Origin of the sequence: Brevibacterium permense (genome assembly GCF_013280495.1) — a bacterium.
GTDB classification, from domain to species: domain Bacteria; phylum Actinomycetota; class Actinomycetes; order Actinomycetales; family Brevibacteriaceae; genus Brevibacterium; species Brevibacterium permense.
This window is the reverse complement of sequence record NZ_JABSSX010000002.1, coordinates 155906-172316: the sequence shown is the minus strand read 5'-3', so window position 1 is coordinate 172316 and position 16411 is coordinate 155906. Positions and strand designations below refer to the sequence as shown.

Below are 16411 nucleotides of genomic sequence, written 5' to 3'. Positions count from 1 at the left end.
GGAAACCGCCGGCTGAGACTTTAGGTAGGGTGGAGCGTATGAGGCGTGCAAAGATAGTCGCAACTTTAGGTCCGAACCAGAACTCCTATGAAGAGATCCGCGAGCTCGTCGATGAAGGCGTCGATGTCGCCCGATTCAATCTGAGCCACGGAAAGCGAGAAGAGCACGAAGAGAAGTTCGCCTGGGTCCGGCAGGCCGCACTCGACACCGGCCGCCCCGTCGCCGTCCTGCTGGACCTCCAGGGTCCGAAGATCCGCGTGGGCACCTTCGCCAATGGGAAGGAAGAGCTCGTCGAAGGGGCCTCCTTCACCATCACCAGCCGTGACGTTCCCGGCACCGCGGAGCTCGTATCCACGACCCTGCCGACCCTGGCAGAGGACGTGTCCGTGGGAGACCCGCTGCTCATCGACGACGGGCGCCTGCGCCTGCGCGCCACCGAGGTGACCGCCACCGATGTGGTCACCGAAGTCGAGATCGGCGGAACCATCTCCAACCACAAGGGCATCAACCTGCCCGGAGTCCCGGTCTCCGTCCCCGCCCTGTCGGAGAAGGACGTCGACGATCTCAAGTGGGGGCTGCAGCTCGGCTTCGATTGGGTCGCCCTGTCCTTCGTCCGCAGCCCCGAGGACATGAACGATGTGCGCGCGGTCATGGACGAGGTCGGAATCACCGCTCCGGTCATCGCCAAGCTCGAGAAGCCGCAGGCGGTCGACCAGCTCGTCGAGATCATCGACGCCTTCGACGGAATCATGGTCGCCCGCGGCGACCTCGGTGTCGAACTGCCGCTCGAGCAGGTGCCGATCGTGCAGAAGCGGGCCGTCGAGATCGCCCGTCAACAGGCCAAGCCCGTCATCGTGGCCACACAGATGCTCGAGACGATGATCGACGCTCCGCGGCCCACCCGCGCCGAGGCCAGCGACTGCGCGAATGCCGTCCTCGACGGCGCGGATGCGCTCATGCTCTCCGGCGAGACCTCGGTGGGTGCGCACTGGGTCGAAGCGATTCGGACGATGAGCCGGATCATCGGCTCCACCGAGGAGCACGGTCTCGAGCGGATTCCGGCGCTGGGCACCGTCCCGCACACGAAGGGCGGAGCCGTCACTGCGGCGGCCGTGCAGATTGCTCAGCAGCTCGATATCGATCTTCTGTGCACTTTCTCGCAGACCGGCGATTCCGTGCGGCGCATGTCGCGTCTGCGCCCGGCCTGGCCGATCCTCGGCTTCACGCCCGACCCGCAGGTCCGTCACCAGTTGGCGCTGACCTGGGGAGTCCGGCCGTACCTCGTGAAGACCGTGCGTCACACCGACCAGATGGCACGGCAGGTCGACGCCGTTCTGCTCGCCGACGGCACCGCCCGCGAAGGCGATCAGAGCATCCTCGTGGCCGGTTCGCCTCCTGGGATCCCCGGCTCGACGAACGCTCTGCGCATCCACACCATCGGTGACGCCGCCAAGGGTGTGACGGCCGCATACCAGGACGCCTCGGACTCGGAAGAGGATCCGCTGGCCGGATATGGAGTCGTCGCCGAAGCGCCGATCACCCGTGAGGTGCCGATCGTGCGCGAGGGCCACTCACGACACTGACCGCACCCAGGCTCAAACGCCGGCGGCGCCTGCCCCACGACCGCGGGGCGGGCGCCGCCGGGGTCTCTGTGTCCGGGACCGAGCGTGGACCGATTCCAAACTGCGAGACAGCTCACAAGTGGCCAGGGAATTTTGCAAATTGCTCAACAGTTGTGCTCTCTGTTGCCCAATCCTCCCTGCGGATCTGCCAGGGGAGGACCCGCTAGGAGAGGAATTCAATGAGACTGCCCGCATGGAGCAAGTCCTTCGGAGTGCAGGTGACCATCGCACTCGTCGCCGGTGTCATCCTCGGGCTCATCGCCCGCTCATGGGGACCGGTCAGCGACACCGCTGACAACTGGCTCGGCCAGACCCTGGACACCATCGGCTCGTCGTATGTCACACTGCTCAAGGCCGCCGTCGTCCCATTGGTCATCACCGCGATCATCGCGAGCATCGGCAACCTGCGCAAGGTCACCAACGCCGCCAGGCTGGCGATGTCGACCCTGCTGTGGTTCGCCCTCACCGCTCTCATCGCCGTCGTCCTCGGACTCATCATCGGCATCGTCATGCAGCCCGGCGCCCACGCCGATGCCGCTTCGCTCAACGCCGGTGCACCCGACTCCCAGGGCAGCTGGCTGGGCTTCCTCACCGGACTGATCCCGGTGAACTTCCTCGGACTCGAGGTGGCCACCGCACCCGATGACTCCGGAGTCATGACCTCCGAGGTCAACTTCAACATCCTCCAGCTCATCATCGTCTCCGGTGCCATCGGCATCGCAGCGGTCAAGGTCGGCAAGGCCGCAGAGCCGTTCCTCCAGTTCACCGAGGCGGCCCTGGCCGTGGTCCAGAAGGTCGTCTGGTGGATCGTGCGCATCGCCCCGATCGGTACGCTCGGCCTCATCGGCAACGCAGTGAACTCCTACGGCTGGTCGACGATGGGCTCGCTGCTGTGGTTCGTCGTCGCCGTCTACATCGGTCTCGCGATCGTCTTCTTCATCGTCTATCCGGCCCTGGCTCGCGCCAACGGACTGTCGGTGCGCCAGTACTTCTCCGGAGTCTGGCCGGCCACTCAGATGGGCTTCGTCTCCCGGTCGTCGATCGGCACCATGCCCGTGACGCAGAAGGTCGCCACCGACAACTTCGGGGTGCCCCACTCCTACGCCGCCTTCGCCGTGCCCTTCGGTGCGACGACGAAGATGGACGGCTGCGCCGCGATCTATCCGGCCATCGCCGCCGTGTTCGTCGCACAGTTCTTCGGCATCGATCTCTCCCTCATCCAGTACCTGCTCATCATCTTCGTCGCCGTCATCGGCTCGGCCGCAACGGCCGGCACGACAGGTGCGACCGTGATGCTCACCCTGACCCTGTCGACCCTTGGTCTGCCCCTCGAAGGCGTCGGACTGCTGCTGGCCATCGAGCCGATCGTGGACATGGGCCGCACCGCGCTCAACGTCTCCGGTCAGGCACTCGTCCCGGCCATCGTTGCCAAGCGGCATGAGATCCTGGACGTCGAACGCTACGATGCCCCGCGCATCAACGGCTACGTTCCGACCGAGGAGGACGCAGATGTCGACGAGACCCGCACCGAGGACGTCCGCAGTCACAGTTGATCTTCTCCCAGCCGAGGGGGTGGCCGAGCACGATGTCCTGCACGTGACATCGCTGCTCGGCCGCCTCGTCGATGCAGGTGCCGCTCTCGGTTGGGTCTCAGCTCCGTCTGTCGAGGAGATCGCGGATCTCGTCGGCTGCCTGGCTGCGGGCACTGACAGCGGGGATTCCGCTGCCGCAATCGCTCGCACCGGAACCGAGATCACCGGCTTCGCGTACTGGAATCGGTACGCTCGCCCGACGTTCCGCCCCCATGTCGACATCGAAAAGGTGGCCGTCGCCCCGGACGCTCAAGGTCAGGGCGCGGGCAGGAAGCTGATGGAGGCGCTCATTCGGGCGGCACGTCATCACGGCACGGAAGTGGTCACTCTCGACCTGGGTGGGGACAATGCGGCCGCCATCGGTCTCTATGAATCCCTCGGCTTCATACGGACGACTCCCGGACTTCGTGGCGGTGGGGGAGAAGCGATACGACACGCTGCTGTACTCCCTCGACCTGCGCGCAGGCCAGTGATTTCGCTTGAACTGAACCCGCCACCATCTCTCTGAGGGCAAATCCAGGTCACCATCGGATACATTCCGCCGCACGAAATGTCCGATTGCGACCTGGATTCGGGAGTTGGAGCCGCCGTCACCCGGGGAAATGCAGAAGGCACTGTCGACATCACGTTCGACAGTGCCTTCGTCTGTACCGGATGCGGGACTCGAACCCGCACGTCTTTCGACAATGCATTTTGAGTGCACCGCGTCTACCGATTCCGCCAATCCGGCTCGTTACGAGCTGTCCTTTCAGGACCGCCTGTGCAACGGGAACGATTCTACTGCGCGCGCGGACCGATTGCACAATCGCCACCCGCCGAGGATGCCCTCCGGTGGCCACCGTCACCGCCCGTGGCCACCCTCACAGAATAAACTTCCGGGTCCGTTGGCCATGACGCTGAGCGCCTGGTCTAGACTGGTGCCGTGCTTTCAAACAGCGAAGAATCAACTTCAGATGAGTCCGTGCCGGTCCGCCGCGTAGTCGTGGCCGAAGACGAGGCCGTGATTCGTCTCGATATCGTAGAAATGCTCCGCGAAGTCGGCTATGACGTCGTCGGTGAAGCTGCGGACGGCGAATCCGCCATCCGCCTGGCGGAGGAGCTGCGCCCGGACATCGTCGTCATGGACATCAAGATGCCCATCCTCGACGGAATCTCCGCCGCCGAGCGCATCGCCAGGGCCCGCATCGCCCCCGTGGTGCTGCTCACTGCCTTCTCGCAGAAGGAGCTCGTCGAGCGGGCCCGCGATGCGGGTGCCATGGCCTATGTCGTCAAGCCGTTCACCTCGGCCGACCTCATCCCAGCCCTGGAGATCGCGCTCTCGCGTCATGCCGAGATCAGCTCGCTCGAGTCCGAGATCTCCGACCTCACCGAACGCTTCGAGACCCGCAAGCTCGTCGAGCGCGCCAAGAGCCTGCTGCAGACCTCCATGGGTCTGAGCGAGCCCGAAGCATTCCGCTGGATCCAGAAGACCTCGATGGACCGTCGCCTGACGATGCGCGAGGTCGCTGAGACCGTGCTCAAGCAGATCGGCACGAAGAAGTAATCACCTCCCGGACCGGTCACGGTCCGGATCCGGAACCCGAGAGGGCCGGCGAATCCCGAGATGGATTCGCCGGCCCTCTGCTTTCGCTGTGGACTTTCGCCGAGGAGGAGCCGTGCCTCAGCCCTTCGGCTCGGTCTTCAGGATCATATTCGTGATCCGCACGATCGAGAGCAGGCGCCCCGCCTCGTCGGTCATCTTCACCTCATGGGAGACGATCGTGCGTCCCTGGTGGAGCACCTCGGCGCGACCGGTCACCACGCCCTCTCGCGCGGCACGCAGGTGAGTGGCGTTGAGATCGACCCCGACGACGTTCTTACCGCCGGAGAGCAGATACGAATGCATCGAGGCCAGGGATTCGGCCAGAACGACGTGGCCGCCTCCGTGGAAGAGACCCATCGGCTGCCGGTTGCCGACGACCGGAGCTGTGGCCACGACATGATCGTGGGCGAGCTCGACGAACTCGATTCCCATCCTCTCGGCCAGCTCACCCCCTGACCCCGGCGAGCGAAGCTGCCCGAGCAGCGTGTCGATCTCCTCAGGGGAGGTGTGAGCGGTCAGGGACACGTCGGGACGCAACATCGGTTCTCCTTCAAGTCAGCTTCGAACGCTAGGCTATGCCATGTGAGTCACTCAAACGAATCCCTCCTGCTCATCGACGGACACTCCCTGGCGTACCGGGCCTTCCATGCGCTGCCCGTGGAGAACTTCTCCACCAGCACGGGGCAGACGACGAACGCCATCTACGGCTTCATCTCGATGCTCATCAACGTCCTCCGCGACGAACAGCCCAGCCACGTGGCCGTGGCCTTCGACCTCGGACGCCAGACGTTCCGCCTCGAGGAATACCCCGAGTACAAGGCCGGACGGGCGAAGACTCCGCCCGAGTTCCACCCGCAGATCGACCTCATCAAGGACATCGTCACGGCGATGGGCATCCGGGTGGTGACGAAGGAGGGGTTCGAGGCCGATGATGCTCTGGCGACGATGGCGAAGATGGGCACCGAGGCCGGCTCGTTCGTCGAGGTGATGAGCGGAGACAAGGATTCGTTCCAACTCGCCTCCGACCGGGTGACGATCCTCTACCCGAAACGCGGAGTCAGCGACCTCAACCGGATGACGCCGGCCGCGGTCGAGGAGAAGTACGGGGTGAGCCCCGCGAACTACCGGGGGCTGGCCGCACTCGTCGGTGAGAAGGCCGACAATCTGCCCGGCGTGCCCGGAGTCGGTGACAAGACCGCCGCGAAATGGCTCACCGCACACGGCGATCTGCCCGGGGTGTTAACCAATGCCGACAAGATCGGCGGCAAAGTCGGTGAGAAGCTGCGCGACCATATCAGCGAGGTGGAGCGGAACTACCGACTCAACCGCCTCCTCGACGACGTCGACTTGGGACTGGAGTTCGACGACCTGGCCTGGGGCGAAGGCGACCCCGCCGAGCTGTCGAGCCTGTTCGACCAACTTGAGTTCCAGGCCCTCGGCAAACGTCTGGCCGCGATCTTCCCCGAGGCCGGAGCCGAGTCCGAGCCGGCACCGACACGCGAGACGAACATCGAGACCGTCGACATCGACACTCTGCTGACGAAGATCGCCGACCACGATGTGCTGGGGCTTGATTCCGACGCCTCCTTCGAACTCGGCCACGGTCAGGCACGGACCCTGGCGGTCTCCGCCGAACCCGGCCAGGCCTGGGTCGTCGACCTCGCCGAGGCAGGGCAGAAGGCCGTCGGCGCGCTCGGTTCCGCCCTGGGCGGACATTCGCTCATCCTCCATAGCTCGAAGCTACAGATCAAAGCGTGGGAGTCGATGGGACTGTCCGTGACGGATGTCGCCGGGGACACGGCCCTGGCCGCCTACCTCCTCGTTCCCGATGCCCGGTCCTACGAACTCGGTCAGATCGCCGCCGACCGCGCCGGAATCGATCTCAGCGAACCCGAGGCCGATACAGGACAGCTGGCCCTCGACCTCGACTCCGATGCCGCGGCGACCACGCACGGCCAACGTGCCGCCGCCCTGCTCGAGGTCCACGAGGTGCTCGCGAAGGCCGTCGAGGACGCGAACATGACGCAGGTGTACCGCGAGATCGAACTGCCGCTGGTGCCCGTGCTCGCGCGCATGGAAGCGACCGGGATCGCCGTCGACAAGACCGGACTGTCGAACCTCATCGACGAATTCACGAAACAGGCCGAAGCCAGTGCGCAGGAGGCCTATGACGCGATCGGCCACGAGGTGAACCTCGGTTCTCCCAAACAGCTGCAGACCGTGCTCTTCGACGAACTCGATATGCCCAAGACCAAGCGGACGAAGACCGGCTATACGACCGATGCGGACGCCCTGGCCGAACTGTTCGTCAAGACCGAACACCCCTTCCTCCAGCACCTGCTGGCCTACCGGGATTCGACGAAGCTCAAGCAGACCGTCGTCGGTCTGCTCAAGACAGTTGCCGACGACGGCCGCATCCACACCACCTACCAGCAGACCGTGGCCGCCACCGGACGGCTCTCGTCCCTGGACCCGAACCTGCAGAACATTCCCGTGCGAACCGAATCAGGTCGGCGCATCCGAGAGATCTTCGTCGCCGATCCCGAGGTGGCTGAGGGGACTCTGCTCACCGCCGACTATTCGCAGATCGAAATGCGGATCATGGCGCATCTGTCCGGCGATGCCGCGCTCATCCAGGCGTTCAAGGACGGCGAGGATCTCCACTCCTATGTCGGCTCGAAGGTCTTCGGAGTCGGCATCGACGAGGTGGACTCGGAGATGCGTTCGAAGGTCAAGGCCATGTCCTACGGGTTGGTCTACGGTCTCTCCGCATACGGCCTCTCCCGGCAGCTGGCGATCGGCGTCGATGAAGCCAAGGGGCTGATGGATCAGTACTTCGAACGCTTCGGTGCGGTCAAGGACTACCTCGACGACATCGTCGAGCAGGCTCGCGCTAAGGGGTTCACGGAGACCATCATGGGCCGTCGTCGTTATCTGCCGGCGCTGCACAGCGACCGTCGGCAGCTGCGGGACATGGCCGAACGCGCCGCACTCAATGCTCCGATCCAGGGTTCGGCAGCCGACATCATGAAGATCGCCATGCTCAAGGTGGCCGCCCGTCTGGACGGTCTCCGCTCGCCGATGCTGCTGCAGGTCCATGACGAGATCATCGTCGACGTCCGTCCGGACGAGATCGATGAGGTGAAGACGATCGTCATGGAGGAAATGGGTTCGGCCTTCGAACTCGATGTGCCTCTGGACGTCAACGTCGGCACTGGCCGCTCCTGGCACGCAGCCGCCCACTGACCTCTGCCCGCTGACCTGCCGCTCTCGTTCAAGCGCTAGCGCAGAAAGCGGTCTCGCCAGCGCTCGTTCAAGCGTCCCCGCAGATTGCGCGACTTGTACCACACGACATCCGCGCTAGCGCTTGAACGAGAGTGCGTCGGCTGAGTTGCGCGGGGCGAGGACGGCTCGAATGGGGACGCCGGGTGCCGAAAGGCGGCACAGCGATAGCCGCAGGCGATTCGCGCCTCCTCGTTCAAGGGTCGGCTCAGAAGACGCTATCGTGCACGCTCGTTCCAGTGACAGCGCGCTTTTCGCGGCGCCTACCGATTGCAAAGTGCGATTGCGGTTGAACGAGAGCGCCAGCCGGTCCAATGCCAGGGTCCACAGGGGCGCGGTCGGGGGAGTTCAGCTGGGTCCGCTGACGGCGACCTCAGTCCTTGGTCAGGGTGGTGGAGAAGATCGCGGTACCGGGCATGAGCGCACCGCGCAGCGGCGACCAGCCGCCCCAAGCGGTCCGATTCTCCTCGGGCCATTCGGGTTCGGTCACCGAATCGATCGTGAAGCCGGCTTCGACGAGGAGACGGACCCAGTCGCTCATCGTCCGGTGGTGCTCGGCGTAGACCGGCTGACCGTCCGAGGACAGCTCGACGTACGGAGTGCGATCGAAGTACGAGTACTCAACCGTCAGACCGGCCTCACCCGGAACATCGGGGAACATCCACCGCATCGGGTGAGTCGTCGAGAAGACCCACTGTCCGCCGTTGCGCAGCACTCGGGCCACCTCGGCGAAGACGACCTCGGCGTCCTTGACGAAGGGCAGGGCACCGTAGGAGGAGAACGCGCGATCGAAGCTGTTCGATGCGAATGGCAGCTGTCGGGCATCGGCGAGGAGGAACGTCGGGGGAGTCGCCTCGGCGCTCAGGGGATGTTCGCGCTGCAGACGCGAGGCCTGCTCGAGCATTCCGGCGGAGACGTCGACGCCTGTGGTGATCGCGCCCTGCTCGGCCAGCCACCGGGAGCACTGACCGGCACCGCAGCCGACCTCGAGAACCTGCTTCCGGGCGACATCGCCGAGGAGGCGCACATCGGATTCGTGAATTCCTTCCGGACACCAGATGAAATCCGAAGCCCCGAGGAACGTGCCGTGTTCGGCGAGATACTCCTCGGCAGAGTTGTCCCAATAGCTGCGATTGGCCCGGACGGAAGCCTCTTCGTCGATCGGGAGATAGCCACCGCTGATGACCTCGGCTCCGTCAGTTCCTTCGCTCATGGTTCCTCCGTGGCCCCAGGTGGTGATGATTCGTCTCTTCGGCGTGCATTCACACCCGAAAAGGTGCTAGCATTGACAACCGTATGCGCCTGTGCATACAAGTCCAAATTCGCAATCGAGACCGGATTCGGTTCTTGCGGCAACTTACACGACCTGTCGCCAGGGTACCGGATCTGGACCAATATTCCATCGGAGTCCCTACCTATATGACCACCACCACGCCGGAATCGGTGCAGCCGAAGCAGGTCGCTGTCAACGACATCGGAACCGCTGAGGATTTCCTCGCCGCCGTCGATGAGACCATCAAGTACTTCAACGATGGCGACATCGTTGAGGGCGAAGTCGTCAAGGTCGACCGTGACGAAGTCCTCGTCGACATCGGATACAAGACGGAAGGCGTCATCCTCGCACGTGAGCTTTCCATCAAGCACGATGTCGATCCCGGCGAAGTCGTCGAGGTCGGGGACGAAATCGAAGCCCTCGTTCTTCAGAAGGAAGACAAAGAGGGTCGTCTCATGCTGTCGAAGAAGCGCGCTCAGTACGAGCGTGCCTGGGGCGACATCGAGAAGATCAAGGAAGACGACGGCGTTGTCACCGGCACCGTCATCGAGGTTGTCAAGGGCGGCCTGATCGTCGACATCGGACTGCGCGGCTTCCTGCCCGCGTCCCTCGTCGAGATGCGCCGCGTCCGCGACCTCGCCCCCTACATCGGCCAGCAGGTCGAAGCCAAGATCATCGAGCTCGACAAGAACCGCAACAACGTGGTCCTGTCGCGCCGTGCCTGGCTCGAGCAGACCCAGTCGGCCGTTCGTCACGACTTCCTACAGACCCTGCAGAAGGGCCAGGTCCGTCCTGGTGTCGTGTCCTCCATCGTCAACTTCGGTGCGTTCGTCGACCTCGGTGGTGTCGACGGACTCGTCCACGTCTCCGAACTGTCCTGGAAGCACATCGATCACCCGGGTGAGGTCGTCACCGTGGGCGACGAAGTCACCGTCGAGGTTCTCGACGTCGACATGGACCGTGAGCGCGTTTCGCTGTCGCTCAAGGCCACCCAGGAAGATCCTTGGCAGCACTTCGCTCGCACGCACGTCATCGGACAGATCGTGCCGGGCAAGGTCACCAAGCTCGTTCCGTTCGGTGCATTCGTGCGCGTCGAAGACGGCATCGAAGGCCTCGTCCACATCTCCGAGCTGGCCGTGCGCCACGTGGATCTGCCCGAGCAGGTCGTTTCGGTCGACGAGACCATCTACGTCAAGGTCATCGACATCGACCTCGAACGCCGCCGCATCTCGCTGTCGCTGAAGCAGGCGAACGAAGGCGTCGACCCCGAGGCCGAAGAGTTCCTCGACCCCGCTCTGTACGGCATGCCGCAGGAGTACGACGAGGACGGCAACTACAAGTACCCCGAGGGCTTCGATCCCGAGACCAACGAATGGGTCGAGGGCTACGAGGCCCAGCGCGAGACCTGGGAGCAGCAGTACGCCGCCGCTCAGGAACGCTGGGAAGAGCACAAGAAGCAGGTCGCCAAGGCCATCGCAGCGGATGCCGAGGCCTCCGCAGCCGATGCCGTCGGATCTGCCGAAGCCGCTCCGGCCACCGGATCGTTCTCCTCCGAAGAGGCGAACGACGAGGGCACCCTGGCCAGCGACGAAGCTCTCGCAGCCCTGCGTGAGAAGCTTGCAGGCAGCTGATAGCAGCCACCAGAAGGGCTCCCGGTCGGAAGGCCGGGAGCCCTTTCTGTATGCCCCCACGGCTCGGGTACGCCTGCGCCCGTGGCTGTGGTACACCCTCATCCTCTGTGTCGGCAGCCTGACCGTCTTCGGTTCCGTCGCTGCGGACCCCGGCGGCAGCGTCGTCGCTTCCAATGACGACACCTCACTGTTCATCTGGTGGCTCGGGCACGGCGCGCAGGTTCTCGCAGACATCCTCGGATTCGCACCGGGGGAAACCGGCGGCCTGCTGTACACGGAATCGATGAACGCCCTCGGCGGGGGAGTCAACGGAGCCTGGAACACCTCGCTCGCAGGGTTTGCGATCCTGCTCGCTCCCGTCACGTGGGTGGCCGGCCCCATCGTGAGCTACAACCTCCTCATCCTCGTCTTCCCGGTGCTCGGCAGCCTGGCCGCAGCCGTACTCTTCCGCCGCTTCCTCGATCGTCTGCCCGCTTTCATCGCCGCGTCCGGGGTCGGCTTCTCCAGCTATGTCGTCGCCCAGCTCGGCGGCCACCCGAACCTCGCCTATATCGTCACCCCGCCCCTGACCGCGTGGGCGATCCTCGCTCTCCTCGACCTCGGCCGCGCGATACAGGCGGATCCCGGCCGTTCTCTGCTGCGCAGCCGTCGCCTGTGGCTGCTCGGAGGAGGCTTCGGGCTCCTCCTCGGCTTCCAGTTCTACGTCTCCACCGAAGTTCTGGCCGGAACTTTCCTCGCCGCACTCTGCTTCCTGGCCAGCCTCGCCGTCTTCGGACGCCGCCTCTACCGCGCCCGGTCATGGGTCGCCCTCGGTCTCGGTTCCGCAGTCGCCGGCTGCATCGCCATGCTGTGTGCGATCCCGCTGCTGGTGACCATGTCCGGACCGAACGCCCCACAGGGCGCCATTCGCCCACACGGAGTATGGAACACCGACCTGCTCGACCCGATCCTCCCCGCAGCCCCGGCCTGGCTGAGTTCCGGAGTGTCCCCTCTGCCCCGGATCATGGAGATCGATCCCGCTGAACTCGGCGCCTACGTCGGCGCGCCAGCTCTGGCGGCGGCTGTGCTCATCGTTCTCGGCCTCGCCCACCGGTCCACACACGCGGTTCCGGTGCGCATCGCTGCGAGCACCGGCATCCTCGTCGGCCTGCTGGCACTCGGCTCACCGATCCTCCTCGGCGGCCGAATCGCCCTCGCGACCGGTCCGTTCGCGCTCATCGAAGCCATCCCCGTACTCAACAACATCCTGCCCATGCGGCTCGTCCTCCACTCGACGATCGCGCTCTTCGCCGTGCTCGGAATCGGCCTCCAGTGGGCCCTGAGCCACCGGAAGCTGCTTCGCGCCCGCGCCCTCCTCATCCTGCTCGTCCTCGCCGCCGTTGCCATCCTCCCCGCTCCGCAGACCGCCCATGAGGTGACAGTTCCAGACTTCTACGAGCACTCCATCGCCGAGGTGATCCCCGCCGGATCCGTCGTCAAGACCTTCCCCCGCCCCCTCGCATGGGCCGAGCCCCACGCCGACGAAGCCATGGTGTGGCAGTCGGTGAGCGGATTCCGCTACCGCGAGACCGGCGGTTACTTCATCGGTTCGAGTCCGGAATCGCCGGTGACCTATTCCGCCCCCGAGGATGCCCTCGACGAACTCCTGCACGGCTCCGTCTTCGACGGTGAGCCCATTCCGCGCGCGGACAGCCCGGAAGTCGCCTCGGCGATCGCCGAACTGAGGGAGACCGGGGTCGACTTCATCGTTCTCGTCCCCGAAGCTCCGCTCTTGCCGGGAGGCGACGGAGACTATGCGGAATTCCTCGATGCCGCAGTCGGAGATCCGATCTTCGCCGAGGAGGGAGTGCGGGTGTACCGACTGGATCAGTAAGATGATCCCATGCTGCGAATCGGTCTCACCGGCGGAATCGGCGCCGGAAAGTCAACGGTGTCCGCAATGCTCGTCGAACACGGGGCAGTGCTCGTCGACGCCGACAGGATCGCCCGCGAAGTCGTCGAACCCGGACAGCCGCTGCTCGAGAAACTGGCCGAGGCCTTCGGGCCGCAGGTGCTGCACTCCGACGGTTCGCTCGACCGGCAGGCACTGGCCGCGGCAGCCTTCGTCGACTCCGACCACACAGCGCGGCTCAACAGCCTGATGCATCCGGCGATCCGCGACCGCACCGCCGAACACTTCGCCAGACACGCCGCCGCCGAGATCGTCGTCCACGACGTTCCGCTGCTCGTCGAGAACGACATGACACCGGCCTACCACCTCAATCTCCTCGTCGACGTGCCCGCCGAGGTGCGCCTTCAGCGGCTCATGGACTCCCGCGGAATGGGCCGCGACGACGCCGCCGCACGGATCTCCCGCCAAGCCGATGACGACACCCGGCGAGCAGCCTGCGATGTCACCATCGACAACTCCGGTCCCGTCGACGAGACGAAGGCCGCGGTCGCCCGGCTCATCGAATCCCGGATCCGCCCCTTCGCCGCCAATCTCGCGTCCGGGCAGTGGGCACCGAGGGCAGCCCTCGAACTCGTCGATCCCGCGGATGCCGACTGGATTGGTGACGCGCAGAGAGCGATCAGGAAGCTGCGACACGGCACGGGCGAGAAGTTCGCCATCGAACATATCGGCTCCACCTCTGTGCCGGGACTGCCAGCCAAGGACGTCATCGATCTGCAGCTCCTCGTCCCCGATCTCACCGCCGCCAGGGAGCTGGCACCCCGACTGGCCGAACTCGGTTATCCGGGAGCCGAGATGAGCGACCACCTCGGCGAAGAGTCGACCGAAGGGAAATGGTTCCACGCGAACACCGACCCTGGTCGGGCCGTCAATCTGCATGTGCGCACTGCGGACTCCGTCGGTGCCCGCTTCGCCCGCGCATTCCGGGACCTGCTCATCCAGGACGCGGGGGAGAGAGACCGCTACCTCGAGTTGAAGAGAGACCGTGTGGCCGAAGCCAAGGCTGCGGGCGGGACGAACGGGCAGATGATCAGAGCATATGCGGAATCGAAGGAACCGTACTTCCTGCAGATGCGCCGCCGACTGGTGCCCGACAGCTTCAACTGACACGGTGACACATGTCGGCAGGCACTTCGCCGAGGCTGTCGGTCCGACTCCGATCTGCCCAATGTCAGGGGCGAGGGCTAGGGTTGGACTATGAGCTCAGAACGCCCCCTGCCAGCGATCGGCCACCGTCCCGACGTCACCCGCGAAGTGGCACCCTTCGAGGTCGTGTCCGAGTACTCTCCCTCCGGTGACCAGCCCACGGCGATCCGAGAGATCTCCGACCGGCTCGACGCAGGAGAGCGGGACATCGTCCTCCTCGGTGCCACCGGCACAGGCAAGTCGGCGACGACTGCATGGCTCATCGAGCAGGTGCAGAGACCGACCCTGATCATGGCGCCGAACAAGACTCTCGCCGCGCAGCTGGCCAACGAATTCCGACAGCTGCTGCCCAACAACGCGGTCGAGTACTTCGTCTCCTACTACGACTACTACCAGCCGGAAGCGTATGTGCCGCAGACGGACACGTTCATCGAGAAGGACTCCTCGATCAACGACGAAGTCGAACGTCTCCGGCACTCGGCCACGAACTCGCTGCTGACCAGACGCGACGTCGTCGTGGTCTCGACGGTGTCGTGCATCTACGGTCTCGGCACACCCGAGGAGTACGTCGACCGGATGGTCACCCTTCACAAGGGCGACGAATGCGATCGGGACGAACTGCTCAAACGCTTCGTGTCGATGCAGTACGCCCGCAATGATATGGCCTTCACCCGCGGGACCTTCCGTGTGCGCGGAGACACCGTCGAGATCATCCCGCAGTACGAGGAGCTCGCGCTGCGCATCGAGTTCTTCGGCGACGAGATCGAATCGCTGCAGACCCTCCACCCCCTGACGGGTGAGATCGTGCGCGACGAGGACACCATCCACGTGTTCCCGGCCAGCCACTACGTCGCCGGTGAGAACCGGATGGCGAAGGCCATCAGCGGGATCGAGGAGGAGCTGCAGAAGCAGCTGAGCGATTTCGAATCTCAGAACAAGCTGCTCGAAGCACAGCGGCTGAAGATGCGCACGACCTATGACCTCGAGATGATGGAATCGATGGGCTTCACCTCCGGCATCGAGAACTACTCCCGGCATATCGACGGTCGTGCACCCGGCTCGGCACCGAACTGCCTGCTCGACTACTTCCCCGAGGACTTCCTGCTCGTCATCGACGAATCCCATGTCACGGTTCCGCAGATCGGCGGAATGTACGAAGGCGATATGTCGCGCAAGCGCACCCTCGTCGAGCACGGTTTCCGTCTGCCCAGTGCCATGGACAACCGGCCGCTGAAGTTCGACGAGTTCCGGGAGCGCGTGGGACAGAGCGTGTACCTGTCGGCCACACCCGGCAACTTCGAACTCGGCAACGCCAACGGATACGTCCAGCAGATCATCCGCCCCACCGGACTCGTCGACCCCGAGATCAAGGTCAAGCCGACGAAGGGGCAGATCGACGACCTGCTCGACGAGATCAAGACCCGTGTCGACGCGAATGAGCGTGTGCTCGTGACGACCCTGACGAAGAAGATGGCCGAAGATCTCACCGACTATCTGCTCGAACACGATATCCGCGTCCAGTACCTTCACTCCGACGTCGACACTCTGCGACGTGTGGAGCTGCTCACAGAGCTGCGCGCGGGCGAATTCGATGTGCTGGTCGGCATCAACCTCCTGCGTGAGGGCCTCGACCTTCCCGAGGTCTCCCTCGTGGCGATCCTCGATGCCGACAAGGAAGGCTTCCTCCGGTCGTCGACATCGCTCATCCAGACGATCGGTCGTGCCGCACGTAACCTCAACGGCCAGGTGCACATGTACGCCGATACGATCACGGATTCGATGCGCACCGCCATCGACGAGACCGACCGCAGGCGCGCCATCCAGATCGCCTACAACGAAGAGCACGGAATCGATCCGGCCCCGCTGGTCAAGCGGATCGCAGACATCACCGAACGACTGCAGCGTGAGGACGAGGACACGCGAGAGCTGCTCACCGAGTTCGACTACGGCAAGGGCAAACGCGGCTACAACTCGACCCTGACCGACGAACAGAGGGAAGCCGCCGGCAAGCCCGGTTCGCTGCGCCCGCCGGCGGCTGATCTCACAGAACTCATCGAATCACTGACCTCGCAGATGCATTCGGCCGCCGCGGAGCTGCAGTTCGAGCTCGCCGCACGACTGCGCGATGAGCTCTCCGACCTCAAACAGGAGCTGCGCCAGATGAAGGAGGCCGGGCACGCCTGATCCGCACCGGTGACGCGCGAGTGATGCTCGCGTGTTTATACTGGTGTGCTGGCGAAAGGGAGTATCCCGTCCATCCGCGGTCGTCACCACGACCCCACCAGGGGTCCGGACGCGGAGCGCACGCAGATTCACCGCGTGGGAGAGACTT

Annotated in this window: 11 protein-coding genes and 1 tRNA gene; 9 read left to right on the top strand and 3 right to left on the bottom strand. The window is 64.7% G+C overall.

What is annotated here, in order from left to right:
* Positions 1-38 precede the first annotated feature (38 nt).
* From pyk to HK353_RS03640, 3 genes are all read left to right on the top strand, one after another.
* Positions 39-1583 carry a pyruvate kinase gene (gene pyk, locus HK353_RS03650; protein WP_173152490.1) on the top strand — a complete coding sequence of 515 codons (1545 nt, stop codon included), beginning with the start codon at positions 39-41 and terminating at the stop codon, positions 1581-1583.
* A 218-nt stretch (positions 1584-1801) separates the two neighbouring features.
* Positions 1802-3175, top strand: coding sequence for a dicarboxylate/amino acid:cation symporter (locus HK353_RS03645; RefSeq protein ID WP_173152487.1), 1374 nt, complete (start codon positions 1802-1804; stop codon positions 3173-3175).
* On the top strand, positions 3132-3722 hold the full coding sequence (locus HK353_RS03640; protein ID WP_173152485.1) for a GNAT family N-acetyltransferase: 591 nt from the start codon (positions 3132-3134) through the stop codon (positions 3720-3722). Before HK353_RS03645 ends, HK353_RS03640 begins: the two co-directional genes overlap by 44 nt.
* 140 nt (positions 3723-3862) lie before the next feature.
* Here the strand turns inward: HK353_RS03640 and HK353_RS03635 are convergent.
* Positions 3863-3944: transfer RNA gene (locus HK353_RS03635), tRNA-Leu, on the bottom strand.
* 192 nt (positions 3945-4136) lie between these two features.
* Between HK353_RS03635 and HK353_RS03630 the strand changes: the two genes are divergently transcribed.
* Complete coding sequence (locus HK353_RS03630) at positions 4137-4757, top strand: ANTAR domain-containing response regulator (protein WP_425350535.1); 621 nt, start codon at positions 4137-4139, stop codon at positions 4755-4757.
* 117 nt (positions 4758-4874) lie between these two features.
* Here the strand turns inward: HK353_RS03630 and HK353_RS03625 are convergent, their stop codons facing one another.
* Complete coding sequence (locus HK353_RS03625) at positions 4875-5336, bottom strand: PaaI family thioesterase (protein ID WP_173152482.1); 462 nt, start codon at positions 5334-5336, stop codon at positions 4875-4877.
* A 42-nt stretch (positions 5337-5378) separates the two neighbouring features.
* Here HK353_RS03625 and polA point away from each other — a divergent pair, with 42 nt between their 5' ends.
* Positions 5379-8042 (top strand): DNA polymerase I, encoded by a 2664-nt coding sequence (gene polA / locus HK353_RS03620; RefSeq protein WP_173152479.1) that lies wholly within the window; start codon positions 5379-5381, stop codon positions 8040-8042.
* 409 nt (positions 8043-8451) lie between these two features.
* Here the strand turns inward: polA and HK353_RS03615 are convergent, their stop codons facing one another.
* A complete protein-coding gene (locus tag HK353_RS03615) occupies positions 8452-9291 on the bottom strand; it encodes a class I SAM-dependent methyltransferase (RefSeq protein ID WP_173152476.1) in 840 nt (279 codons plus the stop codon).
* 206 nt (positions 9292-9497) lie between these two features.
* Here HK353_RS03615 and rpsA point away from each other — a divergent pair, with 206 nt between their 5' ends.
* From rpsA to uvrB, 4 genes are all read left to right on the top strand, one after another.
* Positions 9498-10982, top strand: coding sequence for a 30S ribosomal protein S1 (gene rpsA / locus HK353_RS03610; RefSeq protein WP_025777794.1), 1485 nt, complete (start codon positions 9498-9500; stop codon positions 10980-10982).
* The gene (locus HK353_RS03605) at positions 10960-12855 is read left to right on the top strand and encodes a hypothetical protein (protein WP_173152473.1); all 1896 of its coding nucleotides are present in this window, start codon (positions 10960-10962) and stop codon (positions 12853-12855) included. Before rpsA ends, HK353_RS03605 begins: the two co-directional genes overlap by 23 nt.
* 9 nt (positions 12856-12864) lie before the next feature.
* A complete protein-coding gene (gene coaE / locus HK353_RS03600; protein ID WP_173152471.1) occupies positions 12865-14040 on the top strand; it encodes a dephospho-CoA kinase in 1176 nt (391 codons plus the stop codon).
* A 90-nt stretch (positions 14041-14130) separates the two neighbouring features.
* Positions 14131-16263, top strand: a complete 2133-nt coding sequence (uvrB, locus tag HK353_RS03595; protein WP_245395763.1) for an excinuclease ABC subunit UvrB — start codon at positions 14131-14133, stop codon at positions 16261-16263.
* Positions 16264-16411: the final 148 nt, after the last annotated feature.

What these genes read in the sequence shown, in the direction of transcription:
- pyk (WP_173152490.1), top strand. Translation starts at nt 39, where the DNA reads ATGAGGCGTGCAAAGATAGTCGCAACTTTAGGTCCGAACCAGAACTCC.
- HK353_RS03645 (WP_173152487.1), top strand. Translation starts at nt 1,802, where the DNA reads ATGAGACTGCCCGCATGGAGCAAGTCCTTCGGAGTGCAGGTGACCATC.
- HK353_RS03640 (WP_173152485.1), top strand. Translation starts at nt 3,132, where the DNA reads ATGTCGACGAGACCCGCACCGAGGACGTCCGCAGTCACAGTTGATCTT.
- HK353_RS03625 (WP_173152482.1), bottom strand. Translation starts at nt 5,336, where the DNA reads ATGTTGCGTCCCGACGTGTCCCTGACCGCTCACACCTCCCCTGAGGAG.
- HK353_RS03615 (WP_173152476.1), bottom strand. Translation starts at nt 9,291, where the DNA reads ATGAGCGAAGGAACTGACGGAGCCGAGGTCATCAGCGGTGGCTATCTC.
- rpsA (WP_025777794.1), top strand. Translation starts at nt 9,498, where the DNA reads ATGACCACCACCACGCCGGAATCGGTGCAGCCGAAGCAGGTCGCTGTC.
- coaE (WP_173152471.1), top strand. Translation starts at nt 12,865, where the DNA reads ATGCTGCGAATCGGTCTCACCGGCGGAATCGGCGCCGGAAAGTCAACG.
- uvrB (WP_245395763.1), top strand. Translation starts at nt 14,131, where the DNA reads ATGAGCTCAGAACGCCCCCTGCCAGCGATCGGCCACCGTCCCGACGTC.